This is a genomic window from Bythopirellula superficialaquae (assembly GCF_059632245.1).
In genome coordinates this window covers 1,492,809-1,509,301 of record NZ_CP197426.1, presented here as the reverse complement: position 1 = coordinate 1,509,301, position 16,493 = coordinate 1,492,809, and the positions used below count along the sequence as shown (strand labels likewise).

At 54.5% G+C, this 16,493-nt stretch carries 13 protein-coding genes; 5 read left to right on the top strand and 8 right to left on the bottom strand.

What is annotated here, in order from left to right:
• Positions 1–27 precede the first annotated feature (27 nt).
• The 5 genes from SH678x_RS06205 to SH678x_RS06185 form a co-directional block, all read right to left on the bottom strand.
• Complete coding sequence (locus SH678x_RS06205) at positions 28–1,344, bottom strand: glycosyltransferase family 4 protein (protein ID WP_496922020.1); 1,317 nt, start codon at positions 1,342–1,344, stop codon at positions 28–30.
• Positions 1,345–1,370: 26 nt separating this feature from the next.
• Positions 1,371–1,886, bottom strand: a complete 516-nt coding sequence (locus SH678x_RS06200) for a hypothetical protein (RefSeq protein WP_496923060.1) — start codon at positions 1,884–1,886, stop codon at positions 1,371–1,373.
• A gap of 107 nt (positions 1,887–1,993) precedes the next feature.
• Positions 1,994–3,682, bottom strand: a complete 1,689-nt coding sequence (locus SH678x_RS06195; protein ID WP_496922019.1) for a polyprenyl synthetase family protein — start codon at positions 3,680–3,682, stop codon at positions 1,994–1,996.
• A 159-nt stretch (positions 3,683–3,841) separates the two neighbouring features.
• Positions 3,842–5,815, bottom strand: coding sequence for a hypothetical protein (locus SH678x_RS06190; RefSeq protein ID WP_496922018.1), 1,974 nt, complete (start codon positions 5,813–5,815; stop codon positions 3,842–3,844).
• Between the two features lie 180 nt (positions 5,816–5,995).
• On the bottom strand, positions 5,996–8,041 hold the full coding sequence (locus SH678x_RS06185) for a sodium:solute symporter family transporter (RefSeq protein ID WP_496922017.1): 2,046 nt from the start codon (positions 8,039–8,041) through the stop codon (positions 5,996–5,998).
• Between the two features lie 251 nt (positions 8,042–8,292).
• Between SH678x_RS06185 and SH678x_RS06180 the strand changes: the two genes are divergently transcribed.
• The 5 genes from SH678x_RS06180 to SH678x_RS06160 all read left to right on the top strand — a co-directional run bounded on the left by SH678x_RS06180 (position 8,293) and on the right by SH678x_RS06160 (position 11,888).
• Entirely contained in the window at positions 8,293–9,654 is a 1,362-nt protein-coding gene (locus SH678x_RS06180; protein ID WP_496922016.1) for an outer membrane protein assembly factor BamB family protein, read from the top strand.
• A gap of 25 nt (positions 9,655–9,679) precedes the next feature.
• Positions 9,680–9,898, top strand: a complete 219-nt coding sequence (locus tag SH678x_RS06175; RefSeq protein ID WP_496922015.1) for a hypothetical protein — start codon at positions 9,680–9,682, stop codon at positions 9,896–9,898.
• On the top strand, positions 9,885–10,358 hold the full coding sequence (locus SH678x_RS06170) for a hypothetical protein (RefSeq protein WP_496922014.1): 474 nt from the start codon (positions 9,885–9,887) through the stop codon (positions 10,356–10,358). The genes SH678x_RS06175 and SH678x_RS06170 overlap by 14 nt, the downstream gene beginning before the upstream one ends.
• 98 nt (positions 10,359–10,456) lie before the next feature.
• Positions 10,457–11,278, top strand: a complete 822-nt coding sequence (locus SH678x_RS06165) for a hypothetical protein (RefSeq protein WP_496922013.1) — start codon at positions 10,457–10,459, stop codon at positions 11,276–11,278.
• Between the two features lie 16 nt (positions 11,279–11,294).
• Positions 11,295–11,888, top strand: coding sequence for a hypothetical protein (locus tag SH678x_RS06160; RefSeq protein ID WP_496922012.1), 594 nt, complete (start codon positions 11,295–11,297; stop codon positions 11,886–11,888).
• A gap of 91 nt (positions 11,889–11,979) precedes the next feature.
• Here SH678x_RS06160 and SH678x_RS06155 read toward each other — a convergent pair whose 3' ends face one another.
• The 3 genes from SH678x_RS06155 to SH678x_RS06145 form a co-directional block, all read right to left on the bottom strand.
• On the bottom strand, positions 11,980–14,520 hold the full coding sequence (locus SH678x_RS06155; RefSeq protein WP_496922011.1) for a M56 family metallopeptidase: 2,541 nt from the start codon (positions 14,518–14,520) through the stop codon (positions 11,980–11,982).
• 134 nt (positions 14,521–14,654) lie between these two features.
• A complete protein-coding gene (locus SH678x_RS06150; protein ID WP_496922010.1) occupies positions 14,655–15,044 on the bottom strand; it encodes a BlaI/MecI/CopY family transcriptional regulator in 390 nt (129 codons plus the stop codon).
• Positions 15,045–15,177: 133 nt separating this feature from the next.
• Entirely contained in the window at positions 15,178–16,404 is a 1,227-nt protein-coding gene (locus tag SH678x_RS06145) for an endonuclease/exonuclease/phosphatase family protein (RefSeq protein ID WP_496922009.1), read from the bottom strand.
• Between the last annotated feature and the right edge of the window lie 89 nt (positions 16,405–16,493).

The following is a 16,493-nucleotide window of genomic DNA, read 5'->3' as shown; positions in this document are numbered from 1 at the left end:
TGCGTGTTGTACACTGGGGACGGCCTTTCAGCTACCAGCATCACGGGAAGTCCCCAGAAGGGTGCGGTAAAGATGCAAAGTTTGGGTAGCCATCGCCGAGGCGTGATAGCGCAGGTGTACCGCAAGTTTACCCTGCTGGCCGAGCAAACGCGCGGAGCTTGCGTTCTGGAGAAGGTCGGCAAGCTTGGCGGCCAGGTCAGCCGCATTGTGTGGTTCAAAGAGAACACCCCCTTGTGTGCCCGCGACGATTTCGGGAAACGAACCGTGTGCGGGCAATACCACGGGGATCCCATTGGCCAAGGCCTCCATGGCCGGCAAACCCTTACTTTCCCGATAAATCGTGGGGGTACTAAATAAATTCAGCGATTGCAGAAACTCGATCTTTTGCTGGCGGTCGGGTTCGCCGTGATAGTGAAATTTGCCTGCTAACTTGCCGTGGGACACGCGGCGCTCGATTTCCCGCAAGTACGGTTGATCGCTGGCTCCTAAATAACCGGCGACGTGTATCTCGAACTCAGGAACATCAGATCGGCCGGCAAGCAACTCCCCCGCTTCGACCAACAAATGCAATCCCTTTTCTTCACAAATGCGTGCTAGATACCCAATCCGCCGAGGGGTGTCGTCAGAATGAGCATTTGTTTGCGGTTCGCCGTGGCCCTCGAGATTGAGGCCGTGCGGGATCACGAAAACTTTATCGCGCGCTACGTCGAGATATTCGCTCATGAAATCGGCGAAATAATTGTTAAGAGCCACAAAAGCATGCACATCACATGCACGTTCACGCAACAAGCTGCGAGCTTGCTCGTAGTGGGGGGATTTCAACTTTTCTAGAAAGATATCTTCGCCAGACAGTGAGCAGACGACGGGCGGCCCGCAGCGCTCGGCGATCAGCCTTGCCAGCCCCAGCATCATCGAGTTGGAAAGATGCACCACGTCTGGCTTCACTTCGTCGAGTAGCCAATCGACCAGCTTTTCTAATTCCTTGCGTTGGTTGCCCTGTTCCCCTTGCAGCATGGAAACGGTGAGATCCCCCAACTCGGCGGGGTCGACGCTGCTGGCCCGGCCGGTCACCGCATTCAACAACGCCGGATGATCGAGCCATTTGTCGAACCAGCGGGGCGTGCGGCGGAAGAGGGCCCACTTCTGCTGCAAATAAACATTGATCCCACCGAAAAAGACCCGCGGCTGGCTGACGTTTTGTTCGTCGGTTCGCAGCGGCGTATAGATCGGTACCAGGATGACATCTTCGCCCTGACGCAAAAGTTCCGCGGCAAGCGTGTTGTCGTGCAGACAACTGCCGCAATACATGCCCGCGGCACCGGCGGCTAGATAAGCAATTTTCACGGGCGGGTCGGCAAGTGGTGTCGGAATTAAAGCGTCACGATTTCCAACAATTCTACCGCGGGGACCTTGTCGACGAGAATCCGTGCCGTCCGGCCAAAGCAAACCGCTCCCCGTTCGAGTTTCAATTGTTTTCGCAACTCAGGCCCCGCTGCCACCCGCCACAACCCCAACAACTCGACTTCGCGAAGCAAATGGTGGCGAATCATGATCCGCCCCAGCGGCAAGGCTTGGGATTCAATTTCGAGTTTGACGATCTCCGGCAAGTCGGCCAGATTGATTCGCATGATTCCAAATTGCACGGGCATACCGTCACGCTGCAGAGCAAGCACGATCCGGCGGGCGTAGTGATCTCCTTGGCGACTCTCTTGCAACACGTGAACTTCGACCAAGCTATTATGCCAAGCTTCAACCGTGACGGTCATGTGATCGTCGTGAGCCAGCAGGGCTTTGTATTGATCGGGGAGATCACCGACGGCGACTTCCTCGAACAAGCCCACCTCGGCCGACGTAGGATAGAAAATATTACACAGTTCCTTAATCATGTCGCTCACAGGAATATCGCTCGCTGGGCACCGTGAATTGAAAGGCTATAAATCCGTTAGCTAAATCAACGCCACGTCGATGCGAAATTGTCGTCGATGCGACGTTGTCACTGTGCCGTCGCACTCGGAAGTGCGGAAGCTCGGTCGAGCACGATTTCCAACAAGTAGTGCAACAATCGTTGCAAACTTTCGGGAGCAATCTGCCCGGCGATGGCTTCTGCTTGCGCTTGGTGAGCGCGCACCAAGTCGGCGGCTTTGTCAAATACGCCTGCCGACTGATAGAGTTCGCGCACGCGGAGGATTTTTTTCTCGGCATCGGCTTGAGATTCCGCGAGGCTTAGTAATTCCTCGTGAAATTCAGGAGATAATCCTTCCAAGGCCAAGGCCCAGAGCACGGTCGGCCGTCCCCCCAAAGTATCGAACCCCACTCCGAGCTTGTTGTCCTGATCACCTTGCCAATCTTTCAAATCATTAAGTATCTGGAAGGCGATTCCCAGGTGCTCGCAGAATTGCTGGAGGGGCTTCTGCAAATTCTCCAACGAACCAGCACAGCGCAGTCCACTCAACAGCGCGGCTTCAAATGCCGGCGACGTTTTGAGCGAATAAATCTCTAAAGCTTCTTGCGGTGTCAGCTGCTTGTTACGCGCGTCCCGCCAGAGCAGTTCGGCCCCTTGGCCTTCGCTCAAACGCAAATGGGCATCGGACAAAATTTCAAGAATATCGCCCACCACTTCTGAGCCCAAGGCTGCCGATTCTCGAGAAACCAAACTGTAGCCCAAGCCAATCATATAGTCGCCGATGTTGATTGCCGTTGGCAAACCGTGGGCACGATGCAACGACGGCCGTCCATAACGAAAATCATCAGAGTCTTCGATGTCGTCATGCACGAGCGAAGCTTTGTGAAAGCTTTCAATCGAAAGCGCGACCCTGCGCACTGCATCGGGTAGTGAGTCGGACTCGGTCAACGCATCGTAGGCGGCCAGCGTAATAAACGGCCGGGCATACTTTCCCCCCAAGGCGAGAAAATCGTGCGCGATGGTTTCCGTCGCGGCGAGTGGATCGAGGCCCGAAGCCCCCGCGCCGTTCACTTCGGCGAGGCTGGGACCACTGCGTTGCCGTGGCAAGAGGCGGGCAAGTTCCACGGGCTCAAACAAGCTCCGCGCGGTTTGAAGTAATGTCCGATAGCGATTCGACGTGTTCGGCTGTTGAGCAGGGCCGACATGAAGCATGTCCTGAATCCAGTCGGCGTCGAACATCGGTGGCTCATCGCTTGTGGAGAGCAAAGGTACGGCGAGCGCGGGCATACCCACGAGCAAAATCTTGTCGATCGCCTTTTCCAGAATGTCTAAACTGGCCACGCCAACGATCGCGTCGATCGTGCCGCTGAACAAGATTTCCATGATCGCGGTCGACGACTCGGTGGTCGCGATGGTCAGGCCAAGTTGACTCGCTTGTGCGCGCAGCTCAGCAAATGATGTTTCCGAATCCGGCGGCAACAACAAGAGACGACGCTCGTGCGGCACGGCGGCAACCTGATCGCGCCAGAATTCGCTCGACAACACCACCATCGTCCAGCCGACATAACCTTCAGGTAGCGCGAGCTTGCCGAGAATCTGTCGCGAGTGAGTTTCCAAGAGTTCCTTGGAAAGTCCTTCCTGGCGGTCAATCTCTTGGGCGGCGGACCAACATTCGCGGCGGATGAGATCCCTGATGCTACGATCAGTAGGAATCTCTTTGAGTAAACCGGGGACACGGCTAGTAACGCCGGTTGATGCTGCTGAATTTTCCCGGTTCATGGTTTCCATCCGCGTACTCGCCACGATTGTCTCCTCTCCCAAGACAGCCACTCTCTCAAGACAAAATTGCGCTGGCGAGCTATCGGGAATGGCTCTGCCGAAAATGGGACCGGCAGGCCGAACATCTTGGCTTCCACAACCGGCCGAGACAACCCCGTTTTACGGATGGGTCGCGGCAGCCACCGCGGCGGGAACGCCCAACATACGGCAAGCATTGCCGAGCGTGCGAACCGCGAGGGTCTGGGGAAGCAATTCGTCATAATACCATAATTTGGTGAGATAGAAACCGACAAGGGCCGGCTCCAAACGGGAGGTGTCAGCCGAGGCCTCGATCAGCCAACCAAGGCCATGTTCCACGCTACTTTTGACCGTGGGATTGCCATCGGCGAAGGGGAGCAAAGCATCCACCGCCACTGATGTTTCCTCTAGACTGCAGTTGGTTTCAACCTCGGTGTCGCGCTTTCGGCCATACCACGATTCGTTCGTCACGCGCTGAGCGACAGTCCCCCAGCCACCGACGGGATATTGCACCCCAGTGAGCCAGTTGATCGCCCGCTGGGCCATGTCGGTTTTGCCGGCCTGCATTTCGTTGAGGGTTTTCAAAACCTGGGCGGTCCCAATCACAGGATTCGCTTCCTGCGGATGCAGTTCATTGCCAAACCACCGCGGCCACCAGCTTCCTTCTTCGCGTTGTTCCTTCTCTAAAAACTCCAATCCCCTCTTCAAACCGGTATCGATGCGGGCGATTAACGGATGGCTGGGCGATGTCGAACGCAAAAACTTGGCCCAGTTGTTGAGCGCACGCATGGTGAGCGAGGTCACGTCCGAGCAACTCGAATCACCGGGAGTGCCTGTCCAACCGGTGCAGAAGATTGCCCAACCTCCATCACGGTTTTGCAAATCCAACAACCACCGCGCGGCCTTCGTCGCGGCACCCGTGACTTCACTCGTGCGGTGGCGTGGCCAGTGGTTATGCCAATCGGCCAGATTCATCAAGACGTTGGCCGTGTCGCTGGCATTGGGAATCGCCCCCGGCGACTTCGACCAAGCCCAACCGCCCGGCGCTGTACCGGTGAAGGGATGTTGTTCTTTGTGTTGCCCGGCCAGCAGCCAAGTCAGCACCGCATCGGCTTGTTCCGAGGGCTCTGGAGTCGCGGACCAACTCATCGGCTGGAAATCGTCGTTAAGATTCCAACCCAGCGATCGCACAGCACGCGATGTGTCGGAAACTTCAAAATTCGTGCAAGGAGCCCAACTGCCGTCGGACCGCACGGTTTCCAGCAGAAATTCAATTCCGCGGCGGACGATGCGATGTTCATTGTGGCCGATGCTGGCTAGGCACATCAGCACGAAGCTGGTGAGCGGAGTCGTTTCGGCGAAGCTGCCATCCGGTGCTTGTGCTGTATTGAGCGTCGCGAAGCTCGGCTTCACCGCCCAACGCCGCAGCCAGCGCACAAAAATGTTGCGGTGCTGCATGTAGTGGAATTTCGTTTGTCCCACGGCCACCAAGATTGGCAGCGTGTACGATGCCGACGATAGGCCCAACCGTTGTTGCCACTTCCGCGGGAAGCAGGCCCACTCAAAAGGGAGCGACGGCACTTTGCGCCACGGCACCATTCCCGCGAGTGCGCAATTCGTGAGTATCGCCGCGGCAAATTGACGGTCATGTGCGAAGCGCTTTTTTAAGCCAGCCACGCCACCCTGTTTATCGACGTAGTCCTGCGCCTTTTGCAGCACGTTGGAATACTTCACAGGCACGCCCGTCAGATTGAACGCAGCTTGCACCAACAGCGTGGCCGCGATGTTCGACCGACTGCGGTCGGTATCGCCCCAGCCGCCATCAGGGTTCTGGTGCTCAGCCAACCACCGCAAACCCTTGGAGACCAATTCGGTCAATTCGCTCCGAATCAGTACGCCCGACAGCCAACTGTTTTCCAACATCGAGTCGTCAGCAGGCGAATCGTCGACGTGCCGCTCCGCCAACACGAGCGCACTGATGGCCGTAGCCGTACACAACGGCGAACTGGCCAGTTGGCACGTCCAGTGGGGCTGCGAATGGCGTTGGGCTAACAATTGCCGTCGCGCGATAGAATGAGCAGCGGAAAGCTGATCAAGATCGACCTGAATTGACATACGAGCCGATTGGCTCCGGGGTTGGCAGGGCTGCCGGCACTCGGGCCGAGCAGATATCCATTTTAGGCAAGCTCTGCGGGGCTGTCGAGCAGCGTGAAACCCGCGAAGAATGGACCTGTTCGATTTCGCTCCACCCTTTCCGAACCCCCTGTTTGCCTGGGCCAAACCAGTTGCCAGCTGTTACGGAGTATTCCAGCCGGCAACCCCGATCGGGCTGAAAATCACATAAAGCAACGCGGTCAGAATCATGCAAACGATTCCGGCACGCCAAGCTCCACGCGATGACTCGAGGTTGAGGTCGGTCTGAGCTTCAAATTTCACGGGTTCACGCAACGGGGCAATAAGCGTCAACAAAACCATGACCCCGACACAAATGCCAAAGACTATTGCCATGCGGTTGAGAAACTGTATCTCAGGCATAGCGACCTTCAGTGCCGAGTAACAAATGATGCTTGTCAGGAGACCAATCACCCCTGCTGATCTGGGACATGTACGCAGAATCAAGCCAACCACAAAAACGGCCAGGATGCCGGGCGAAATGAGCCCTTGCGATTCTTGAATAATCGTAAAAATCGAGTTGGAAATGTTGGGATCACCCAACATCGGCGCGAGGACACAAGAAATGACTCCAAAGGCCAAGACGCTTACACGGCCCAAGCGAACAATCGTGCCCTGCGAAGCATTGGGCATCAAATATTTGTTGACCAAATCCAAGGTGAAGATTGAACTCGCCGCATTGAGCATGGCAGCGAGCGAGCTAATCACTGCGCCCAGGAGTGCAGCCATGACAAACCCGAACAGGCCGACGTTTTGGGGAAGCATTCCCAAGAGTTGACCGAGGGCCGTGTCGTACTTGTAAGCGATGAGCGATTGGGAGACGACGGTTCCCTCAGCAGCGGCCGCGCGTTCGGCAACAGCTTTGTTGTAGGCATCAATTTCAATCGCAAGTTTGGGATTCAAAAACTTCCAAGCATGATCTTCTCGTGAGTTAAAGACTTGAAACTCTGCGGGTGCAATTTTGTCGAATGTTTCCCTGGTCATGGGCAGCACAAAGGGATTGGCCGCCTTAAGACCTCGGATATCGCCCACGGAATCGTACAGGGCAACAATGTAATCAGGCCCTTCGTGCGCTTCGATGGTCGCGTCGTCGAGTTCGTCCCCCGTGGCAACGAATTCTGTTTCTGGATTCGACTTGAGATACATAGCCATCGCTGCCGAGGCATCGCTGCTTGCCTCAAGTTGCATGTCCTTATGAAAGAGATTGAAAGCAATAATGCCTGGAATCACGACCACAAAAGGAATGAGCAATTTCAGATAAGCGGCAAAGATAATGCCGTTTTGTCCCGCTGCGAGCGACGACGAACCTAATGTTCGCTGAGTGATGTACTGATTGAGCCCCCAATAGTAGAAGTTTGGAATCCACATTCCTAAAAGCAGGGCCGTCCACGGCAACACATGGTCCGATGCCGGCAAGAACATATTGAGCTGGTTGGCGTTCAGGTCCATAAACCTTTGAAACGGACCACGGCTGGCATCAAGGGATTGGATGGCGACTTCGCCGGTCGTAACATCGACCACCGTGGCGGCATCCTCGACAGTGCCCAGCTTACTGAACGCGAACCACATGATGATCGCTCCGCCAATAATCAAGGCAGAGCCCTGCAGAAGGTCTGCCCAAACCGAAGCTTTCAAACCGCCACACACAACATAGATCATGGCGATCAAGGCAATAAACAGCGACGGCTGCCAAAGCGCGATATCCATTCCAAAACGTTTGCCAAGAGTGGCTACCGTCAGGGCTCCCGAATAAGTCACAGCCCCCAGCAATAAGAGGTAAATGAGTACGGTAGCCGCGGCCATCAGAAAGCGCGCCGCCGAGTTATAGCGGTACTCCAAAAACTCGGGCATCGTATAAATGCCGGCTCGGAGAAAATAGGGCAGAAACCCAAACGCCACTACAAACAACGTCACGGCAGCTAGCCATTCATAACTCGCGATGGCAAGGCCCACGTGACTTGCCGCGTTGCCGCTCATTCCTACGAATTGCTCCGTCGAAATATTGGCCGCGATGAGCGAAAAACCAATGAGCCACCAAGTCAGTCCGCGACCCGCAAGAAAAAAGTCCTGTGCGTTTTGATGCTCGTGCTTCGTGCGACTTTTCCAAATCCCCACAAAAAGCACGGCAGCGATAAATGCCACGAAAACCAAGATATCGATCAGACCCATGGCGAAAACCTTCGATCAGAACAGCTCAGACAAGGAGAAAGGGTACAATCCCAATCTCTGAAAACTCACAGATTACCAGCACTGCGTCGTCAAGTCTCTAGCAGCGATGGACATTTTCAGATTTGACCTCTAGCAGTGTTTTTCGGTCCCCCCGCTTCCCGAGCAACTGACCCATCTTGTAAAATTTCGTGTTCGCCTTGGAAATTCTTTCCACAGCATGATTTATCCACTTCCCGGAAGGACGCACTGATATGCAGAAACTGTTTATCGGTCCACTGGCTTTAGTTATCCTCGCGCTCAATTGTTGGCAGGCTGATGCGGCTGACTGGCCCCGCTTTCGTGGGCCGAACGGCTCGGGCGTTTCTCCCGACGATGCCCCCACTCCGGCCACATGGTCCGACAAGGAAAACCTGAAGTGGAGCATCGATCTCCCCGGGCCAGGTTCGTCCTGCCCAATCGTCGTAGGAGATAAAGTCTTTGTGACCTGCTGGAGTGGCTACGGTCTGAGTCGCGAAGAACCAGGCGATCAATCGCAACTCAAGCGGCATCTCGTTTGTGTGAATCGTGCCGACGGCAAAATCCTGTGGGATAAAGAAGTCGATCCTTATCTCCCCGAAGACAACTACGGCGGCATGTTCGCCGAGCATGGCTACAGCTCGCACACCCCCGTCTCCGACGGCGAAAAGGTGTTCGCCTTCTTTGGCAAGACGGGCGTGGTCGCGTTTGACATGGATGGCAAGAAGCTCTGGCAAACAAGCGTCGGCACCGAGTCTGATCCACGCGACTGGGGTTCGGCTTCGAGCCCGATCCTTTATGAGAATCTCGTGATCGTTCCGGCGAACGCCGAAAGCCATGCCCTGGTTGCGCTCGACAAGGAAACGGGCAAAGAAGTTTGGAAACAAGAAGCCCAAGGCTTCGAAGGAACCTGGGGCTCGCCGATCCTCGTGAATTCCGAAGATGGCAAACAAGAAATCGTGATGGCCGTGCCGGGCGAGATTTGGGGATTCAAACCCGATACCGGCAAGCTCGCATGGTATGCGACCGTCGGCGAAGGCGATGCATGCAGCACGAGCGTGATCCCCGGCGAAGGCATCGCTTACTTAGTCGGTGGACGTGACGGCGGCACCTCCGCAGTCAAAGCGAGCGGCACGGGCGACGTCACTGATAAGAACATTTTATGGACGAGCAACGCACGAGGGGGCATTGGAACTCCCGTCCTCCACGATGGCAAAATCTATTCGATTAGTCGCGATGTGGTCACTTGCCTTGATGCAACCAGTGGGGAAGAGCTTTTCAAGCAGCGTTTGGAAGCGCCCCCAGAACCAGAAGCGGCTGAAGAAAAGCCGGCTGAAGGGGAGGGCGGAGGACGTGGTGGCCGCGGCGGCGGATTTATGAACCAAAGCTATTCGTCGCCGGTCGTGGCCGATGGCAAGCTCTACTTCGTGACCCGTGCGGGATTGATTTACGTGTTCGAGCTGGGTGACGAAATCAAGCAAATCGCCGTCAACCGCTTTGGCACCGACGAAGCCGACTTTTCGGCAAGCCCAGCCATCAGCGACGGCGAAATCTTCATCCGTTCGAGCAAAAAGCTCTACTGTGTGGACGAAAAGTAGCCGTCTCAGATGCTAGAATACAAATATGGTCGATTCAGCATTTAAACACATACCAGCGGAGTGGTTAGCAGAGTTCGAGGCTGCCAGTTCGCGGCCATTAGAGCAGCGATTCCGCTACAGTTTTATTCGCACTTACAAGCCGGTATTAGATGACGCTTCCTATCGCTCGTTTGATACGATGGCGGAATATCGTCAGTGGTGCGAAGACAACCTCCCCGATTGGCTAGGTTATGGGCGCGTTTGAATATCGCCAAGCCGAAGAGATTCGGGATGTATTTGCGTTGCACGACGTGCGTTATCTTTTCATCGGCAAAAGCGGCGCGATTCTTCTCGGCTATCCTGACACGACTCAAGATGCCGATTTGTTCGTCGAGAAAACTTCAGAGAATTGCCAGCAATTGGCCAAGGCACTTACTGAGTTAGGCTTTTCACTCAATGACGGACAGACCGCGGAGGTTCTTCGCGGTAAAGATTTTGTTCAACTTAAGAATGGCCCGTTTGATTTGGATCTGATTTTTGCCCCTGACGGAATTGAACACTTTGCCGAGGCTTGGAATCGTCGCATCGACGTCGCAGGTTTTCCAGTTTGCCACATTGATGACATTATCGCGAGTAAAGTCGCCAGCGGACGAGCCAAAGATAAAGAAACGCTCCCTCGACTCAATTCGTTCCGTGACTATTGGGTTGGCAAACATGGTCATTAGCTGCTCTTAAATGCCAAAAAGAGTTAAGCTATCTACTAGTTCGGGCCATTCCACCCGGTTATAAATGTTGGTGCTGGCCAACCTCCGGGGGAAATGGGATGGCGGATTCTCAAGACGCGACCGAAATCGATCCGCGTAAAGCGCTCGCCCAGCGTTACATGCAAAAAGCGCATGCCGAGCTGGCGGTGAAAGAAGAAAAACGCCCGACGGCACCACGCCGCGATGCTGCTTCGCCGCACGTTACCGTCAGTGCGCTCGTGCCGCGGATCACGTCGGCGACCTACTTGCATTTTCTTTTGCTCTTGCCGCTGATCACCTTCACATCGCTCGTGCTGTTGTGGTGCTACGTGCTTGTGAACTTTAGTCTGATGGTCGGCCGCGTTGTCCTCATTCCGACCGGGATTCTCACTTTTATTACCGTCTCGTATGCCTCGGCCTATTACTTGGGGCTCATCGAATCCACGTCGCACGGCGAAACAACACCGGAAGAAGCCTTGCGCGGCACGTGGCAAGATTGGTTTTGGATGCTGCCCTCGACCGTCGGCATCCTCGCCGCGTCGGCTGGCATTGGCTATTTCGTCAGTCTCCCGTTTGATGGATCGCGATGGCAAATCGTCGGTTGGGCCACGGTCGCGCTCTATCCCTTTCTGCAATTATCAAGCCTCGAAACGGGCGCTCCATTCTCACTCTTCTCGTGGCCCGTCACAAAAACATTGCTGACGCGGCCGTTGATGTGGATCACGGTGTATGCCATTACGTTTGGACTCATCAGCATGTTGCTCACAGCATTTCATGCGGCGTGGCGCGATCCACCGTATCTAACTGCCGCGGTGATGGGGCCCTTGATTACGCTGTGCTTATTGATCTACGGAGTGCTACTCGGCACGGCCGCGCGTTGGATGAGTCTGAAAAGTTCTTAACGCAGGGAGATTCTTTATGCGTCGTCATCAAATGTTTTCCTCTTATGCCGTCGCGATTGTTGCTTTGATCGCGGGCTGTTCGGAAGCGGTAAAGATTCCCACCGCGTATGTGCTGTTCAACATCAAGGACGGCACGTTCGCCTGCCAAGCTCCCGAGGGTTGGGAGAACAAAGGGGGCGGAGGGAAGGGGGGACCCGTCTGGGCCAAGTTTGCCTCGGGCCCCGCATTGATCGAAATCAAGGCGAGTGCTACGGGCTCGCTCTTGAGCGATGCGATGGGTGGCACGCCTCCCGAAGGGTTGCCGCCAGAGTTGGAACCGGTGCATCAAATTCACGAGTCGGGCCTCAAAGAAGCCCAAGAAAAATTTACCGAGTACACCGAAATTTCGCCGAGTCCCAACGTGATCGAATGCCAACTCGGCCCCGCTCGGAGCACCGAGTTCACCTCCAAAACAGCCTTCGGCGGCACACTCCACGGCTACCGCGGCACGATCATCGGCCACGAGAAGGGGCTGACCATTTATTGCACGTGCCCCGAAGCCGATTGGCAGACACTCAAACCAACGTTCGAGAAAGTATTCATCACGATGGAGCGCGGCACGCCGGAGTAAGTTTGCAGGTATTCCGAATAGCCGCGATTCAACGAATCGCAGGTCCGAGCGATTCGTTGAATCGCGGCTATGGCATAAGGTCACTTTTCATTTACTGCGGCGGTCGATCAAACACCGCGTCTTCGTAGGCGGCGTTACGCTGCGGGGAAACAGGAGTTTCTATTTCACTGGAACCACTGAACTTAACCATAGGTATTGTGATATCGAGAATTTTACCTTCATCGACTTGGTAGGCAGGATGCGATGATAAATCCTCTATGTGGCGAATATTAGCGAAGAGTGAATCTCTATACTTTGTTTGCTCATCACTTCCCAGTAGGCTGACAAGGAAATGATATTTGCCAGCTGGAACTTGCTGTTCACCGACGCCTGCTATAGAAAACTCTACTACGTTATTTGTGAATAACTTCTTCTCACTTTCTGGCTGCAAATGAGGAACAACAAAAGCTTTTACTCTGTTCGCAAATCGGAGCGGTTTGTTTGTGTTTGCATCGACGAGTTGAATGCGAACTCGACCGCCACGCGTCATCACTATGTCGTCGAGTTGAATTAGACTCTTATCATTAACGTCGATTTCAACGCCAGGAGCGAACCAACCCTCAGCTTTGAAATTTACTTGATATTTGCCATCCTTAAGTGTTTCAATCCGATAGATACCTTCGGACTTTGTTTTCAATGTCGTGGTATTGGGATTTGTAGCACCTGATACGATTACTTCTACACCAATCGCGGGGGTTTTGGGTCCTACTTCTTCTTGCTGATAGACGCGGCCCGTCACTAATTTACCGGTTCGTAACGTGACATCTAATTCGCCGGGTATTTTTGCAATTTTCACTCGATGATCGGCAAATTTAGGGTGGGTGACAAACATGTATTGCTGCCAAGGAAGGAAATCAGCAAAACGTGGATCTGCCTGAAATTTCTTGCCAAACTTTTCGCCATGTTCATGTTTATACCGTTCCTTAGCCTGAGCCTCGTCGTACCTCCCCAAATTACCAAGGGTATATTTTCCTTCCTCATTTGTTACTGCCGTGTTTACTTGCAGTGCCGGGATTCCAACAATTTTTGGAAAGAGAAAGACACGTACTTCTGCACCAACAACGGGCTTGCCTTCTTCGTCGACGATTCGACCGTGTAAAGACTGAACTGGCGGCATCCGCCAACTGCAAATCATCCCTCTTTTAGCAATCTGAACATCAGTCGAATTGATTGCATTCGTTACTCGCCCTGCCTTACTTCCTACTACTGCAAACATTCTCTGATCGGCGACGGGAAAGTACGTACTTCCCAAGCCATCAGGAAACTCTTTATTAATATCAACAACGTCAACGAAACTGAATCTCCCATCTGAGTCCGAAAGAGTGGATAAAGTCTTAACATACTGTTGTTCATTGGAATCAACTGGTGATTCATACAAATCAATCAAGACGCCTTCTAAAGGACGACTTTTTTCATCAAGACAAAGACCGACAATCAAGTTAGGTCGTAGTGAATTGGCAAGTTCTTTGAATATCTTGGTGTCTTGCTGAGGCTTTACCTCGGCGGACCGCGCTGCAGCCTGTGACAAATCTTTATCTGTTTCCGCCGGCGTCAGCGTCACCAACGACAGCCCTATCGCCAGCCCTCCCAACACAGCCACGGTCCCCAACCGCCAGTTCCGCGAGCAGCTTTGCATGATTGTAAACTTGTCATCGAGCAGCAGCTTGATTCGCTGCGTCAATTGCGAGGGCTTTTCCCATAACCCAACCGACGACACCAACCGCGGCACGCGCGTGGCAACAGCCGAGCGGGCGAGCGCCACCAATTGCTCGGCATAGGTGGTCCGCGTCGTGAGTTCGGCCGCGGCCATGTCGGCTAGGACTTCTTGGTCGTGCCGCACGCGCGAACGCATCAACCAAAACAGTGGGTGCGGCCACAGCAGAATCATCAACAGGCGCAATAGCGCGAGCAGCCACAAATCGCGATTCTCGACATGGGCCAGCTCGTGAGCCAGCACGCTCCGGAGTTCCGTGGGGTTCGCCCGCGATAGGAGCGACTGCGGCAACAAGATCATCGGCCGGCGCAAACCCAAGGCCACGGGAACGGGCAGGTCGGTGTGCGTTCCCAGCTGAACCGATGGCTGGGACGGGAATTCCGCGAGCAAATCGGCGACATGCTGCGGAACTGCTTGCGCCCGAGCCCGCAACCTCCGCACTTGCCAGGCACCGAGTATCAACCAAACAGCAACAAAGACCGATCCCGTCGACAAAACCAAGTTGGCGAGCAATCCCCAGTTGATGGTAAAGGTCCGAGCTGCGGGAATAATTTTGATTTGTGAATCAACTGGAGCTGCAACGGTTTGAGGAGGCCCAACACTTTGAGGAGAGCGCTCGATCGCGGTATTGAGGACAGGTTCAATCACCACGTTCCCAACAGGCTCCGGCGGGGCAGGGGAGACGAGCGAGTAACGCGACCAATTCGGCACCGCGGTCAGCATTAACAACAGCACCAAACCGCCAGCCGTCCCCCAGGCCATTGCCATGCGCCGCACGGGTTGAGCGATCAAAAAACTTGCCACACCGGTCGCTAAGAGCAGTCCCGACGCGAGCAAATAGAAATCCCACAACCACCGCGATAGATCGAGCGAGTTCATGTTTGGGTTCCCCAGTCGGATTCATAGCTAGTTTCCTAGCCGCGAAAAGCACGAAAAGACACAGAAATGAAATACGCCTCAAATTTTTTGTGTCTTTTTGTGTTTCTCGTGGCCAATCTAAAATAAACGCCTCACTACTTTTTTGGCTTGTTTTTCTGCCGCTGCTCCGCGAGGAGTTGTTCCAGTTGATCGATCTCTTGCGTGCTGATTTTTCGTTTGCCGAGGGCATGCACGAGGTACTCATCGAGCGCGCCATCGAACACACGATCCAGAAAGCCTGTGGCCAGTTGGCGAAGAGTTCGTTCGCGTTCGATGGCTGGTAGATAGATATAGGCCTTGCCGACGCTACGATGCGTGACCAAGCCCTTTTGTTCCATCACCTGCAGCAACGACAGCACGGTGGTGTAAGCCAGTTTTTCACCATCAGCATTGAGCGCATCGCACACGTCGCGCACCGTCCCCTCGCCGCGGTCCCAAAGGACCTTCAGCGCTTCAAGTTCGCGTTCCGTGGGCGTTTCGGACATTAAAGTCTCCAGAGCAGTCGATCTACTGGCCAAGCAGTAGTTGCGACCACGATTCTACTGGTTGACCAGTAGATGTCAAGAAAGATTTTTACAGAGGCGAGCCTGAAGCGTGCGTGAGCGACTGGGTTTGTCGCTAAGCCGCGAGCGGCCGCTGGCGGCTTAGCGGCGCGACAATCACAGCCAAAAGAAGGAGCACGAAACCCGTCGGCTCAGGCACGGCGGCAAAATCCGGTGCGGTTGCTGAGGACTGCCGTTGCCACACAAGAAAATCGCGACCATCGACGTCGCCGTCGCCGTTGGCATCACCCATCAGACGGGTTGCCCCGCTGGCGGTGCCATAACCAGTTTGCCAAATTGCAAGGTCAGCGGCATCTACACCACGGCTGTAGTTGAAATCAGCCTCGGCGAAATCAAACAGGCGGAAATCGACCACCACCGGCAAATGATCGAAGTAAGTTGAAGAATTGCCCTGGGCCGTGTCGTATTGCTGCAACCCCGTGGCAGTTCTGTCCGCGCCAGTCATACTAACAGTGTTGAGCACGAACTTGTTGCCAGCGTCGAGCGCGCTGTCGGAATAGATGATGTAATCAAGGCGGCTCGTCGAGCCACTCGAGCGCCACGTGTAATTCGTCGACCCCGTGCCATTGTGTACCGGGGCAGCATCGGTGATTGAAGTTCCGTCCCAATCAGGAGGCGAGTCGACTCCATAGGAGGCTTCATTGACAATGTTTCCGGTAATCAGGGTGTTGAGTGGGTTTTGGCTACCCACGATATTGAGATCCCCCACAACGGCGAAAGGAGTTCCCGGCGCAAGGTTGATCACGCCTCCAGGGTTCCTCGCATCCCGTAACCAGGCAACATTCGCATCCGATTGTCTTTGGCGTCGTTGATCCTCTGTACTGCCATTGCCGCCGCAACATTTATAGTGATTGTTCATTACGTAAAAATCGGAAGGGAACTGATCGTCCGGCAGATTGACCAATCCAATGGCCATGCCCAAGTCGCCCGAGGGACTCGTGAAGTTCCGCGTCATCGTGATCGGGTATTTGCTGGCTAGCACACTGTCGCCGCTGTTACCCTTATAGACATTCCACGAAGCGCCGCCGGGGAGAGGTGAAACAGAATTGAGCAAGTCGCGAACATCATTGCCATTTTTGGGAGTCCATCCCGAAGTGAACGGATCGCCAATTTCTTGCAGGTTCAAGATGTCGGGATCAATCGCATCCATCACCCGATCGAATTTGGCTGCCTTCACGGGATCCCTGTCGGGAAAGATCGAATCCCACAGGATGTTGTAGCTCATCATCCGCAGATCGCTGGAGAGCTGCCGGTCAATAAAAGTCCCGGTCTGAGCGTTCAAGGATAAGCTGCCCAAGAAGCACGCCAATCCGACCATAACCCGGCACATAAAGTTCGTCAGTGAACCTGATCTGATCAACACCATTCTGT

Excerpts from the sequence above, each read along its gene's own strand:
- SH678x_RS06150 (WP_496922010.1), bottom strand. The coding sequence starts at position 15,044 with ATGTCCGAAACGCCCACGGAACGCGAACTTGAAGCGCTGAAGGTCCTT.
- SH678x_RS06180 (WP_496922016.1), top strand. The coding sequence starts at position 8,293 with ATGCAGAAACTGTTTATCGGTCCACTGGCTTTAGTTATCCTCGCGCTC.
- SH678x_RS06190 (WP_496922018.1), bottom strand. The coding sequence starts at position 5,815 with ATGTCAATTCAGGTCGATCTTGATCAGCTTTCCGCTGCTCATTCTATC.
- SH678x_RS06195 (WP_496922019.1), bottom strand. The coding sequence starts at position 3,682 with ATGAACCGGGAAAATTCAGCAGCATCAACCGGCGTTACTAGCCGTGTC.
- SH678x_RS06155 (WP_496922011.1), bottom strand. The coding sequence starts at position 14,520 with ATGAACTCGCTCGATCTATCGCGGTGGTTGTGGGATTTCTATTTGCTC.
- SH678x_RS06200 (WP_496923060.1), bottom strand. The coding sequence starts at position 1,886 with ATGATTAAGGAACTGTGTAATATTTTCTATCCTACGTCGGCCGAGGTG.
- SH678x_RS06160 (WP_496922012.1), top strand. The coding sequence starts at position 11,295 with ATGCGTCGTCATCAAATGTTTTCCTCTTATGCCGTCGCGATTGTTGCT.
- SH678x_RS06175 (WP_496922015.1), top strand. The coding sequence starts at position 9,680 with ATGGTCGATTCAGCATTTAAACACATACCAGCGGAGTGGTTAGCAGAG.
- SH678x_RS06165 (WP_496922013.1), top strand. The coding sequence starts at position 10,457 with ATGGCGGATTCTCAAGACGCGACCGAAATCGATCCGCGTAAAGCGCTC.
- SH678x_RS06170 (WP_496922014.1), top strand. The coding sequence starts at position 9,885 with ATGGGCGCGTTTGAATATCGCCAAGCCGAAGAGATTCGGGATGTATTT.
- SH678x_RS06185 (WP_496922017.1), bottom strand. The coding sequence starts at position 8,041 with ATGGGTCTGATCGATATCTTGGTTTTCGTGGCATTTATCGCTGCCGTG.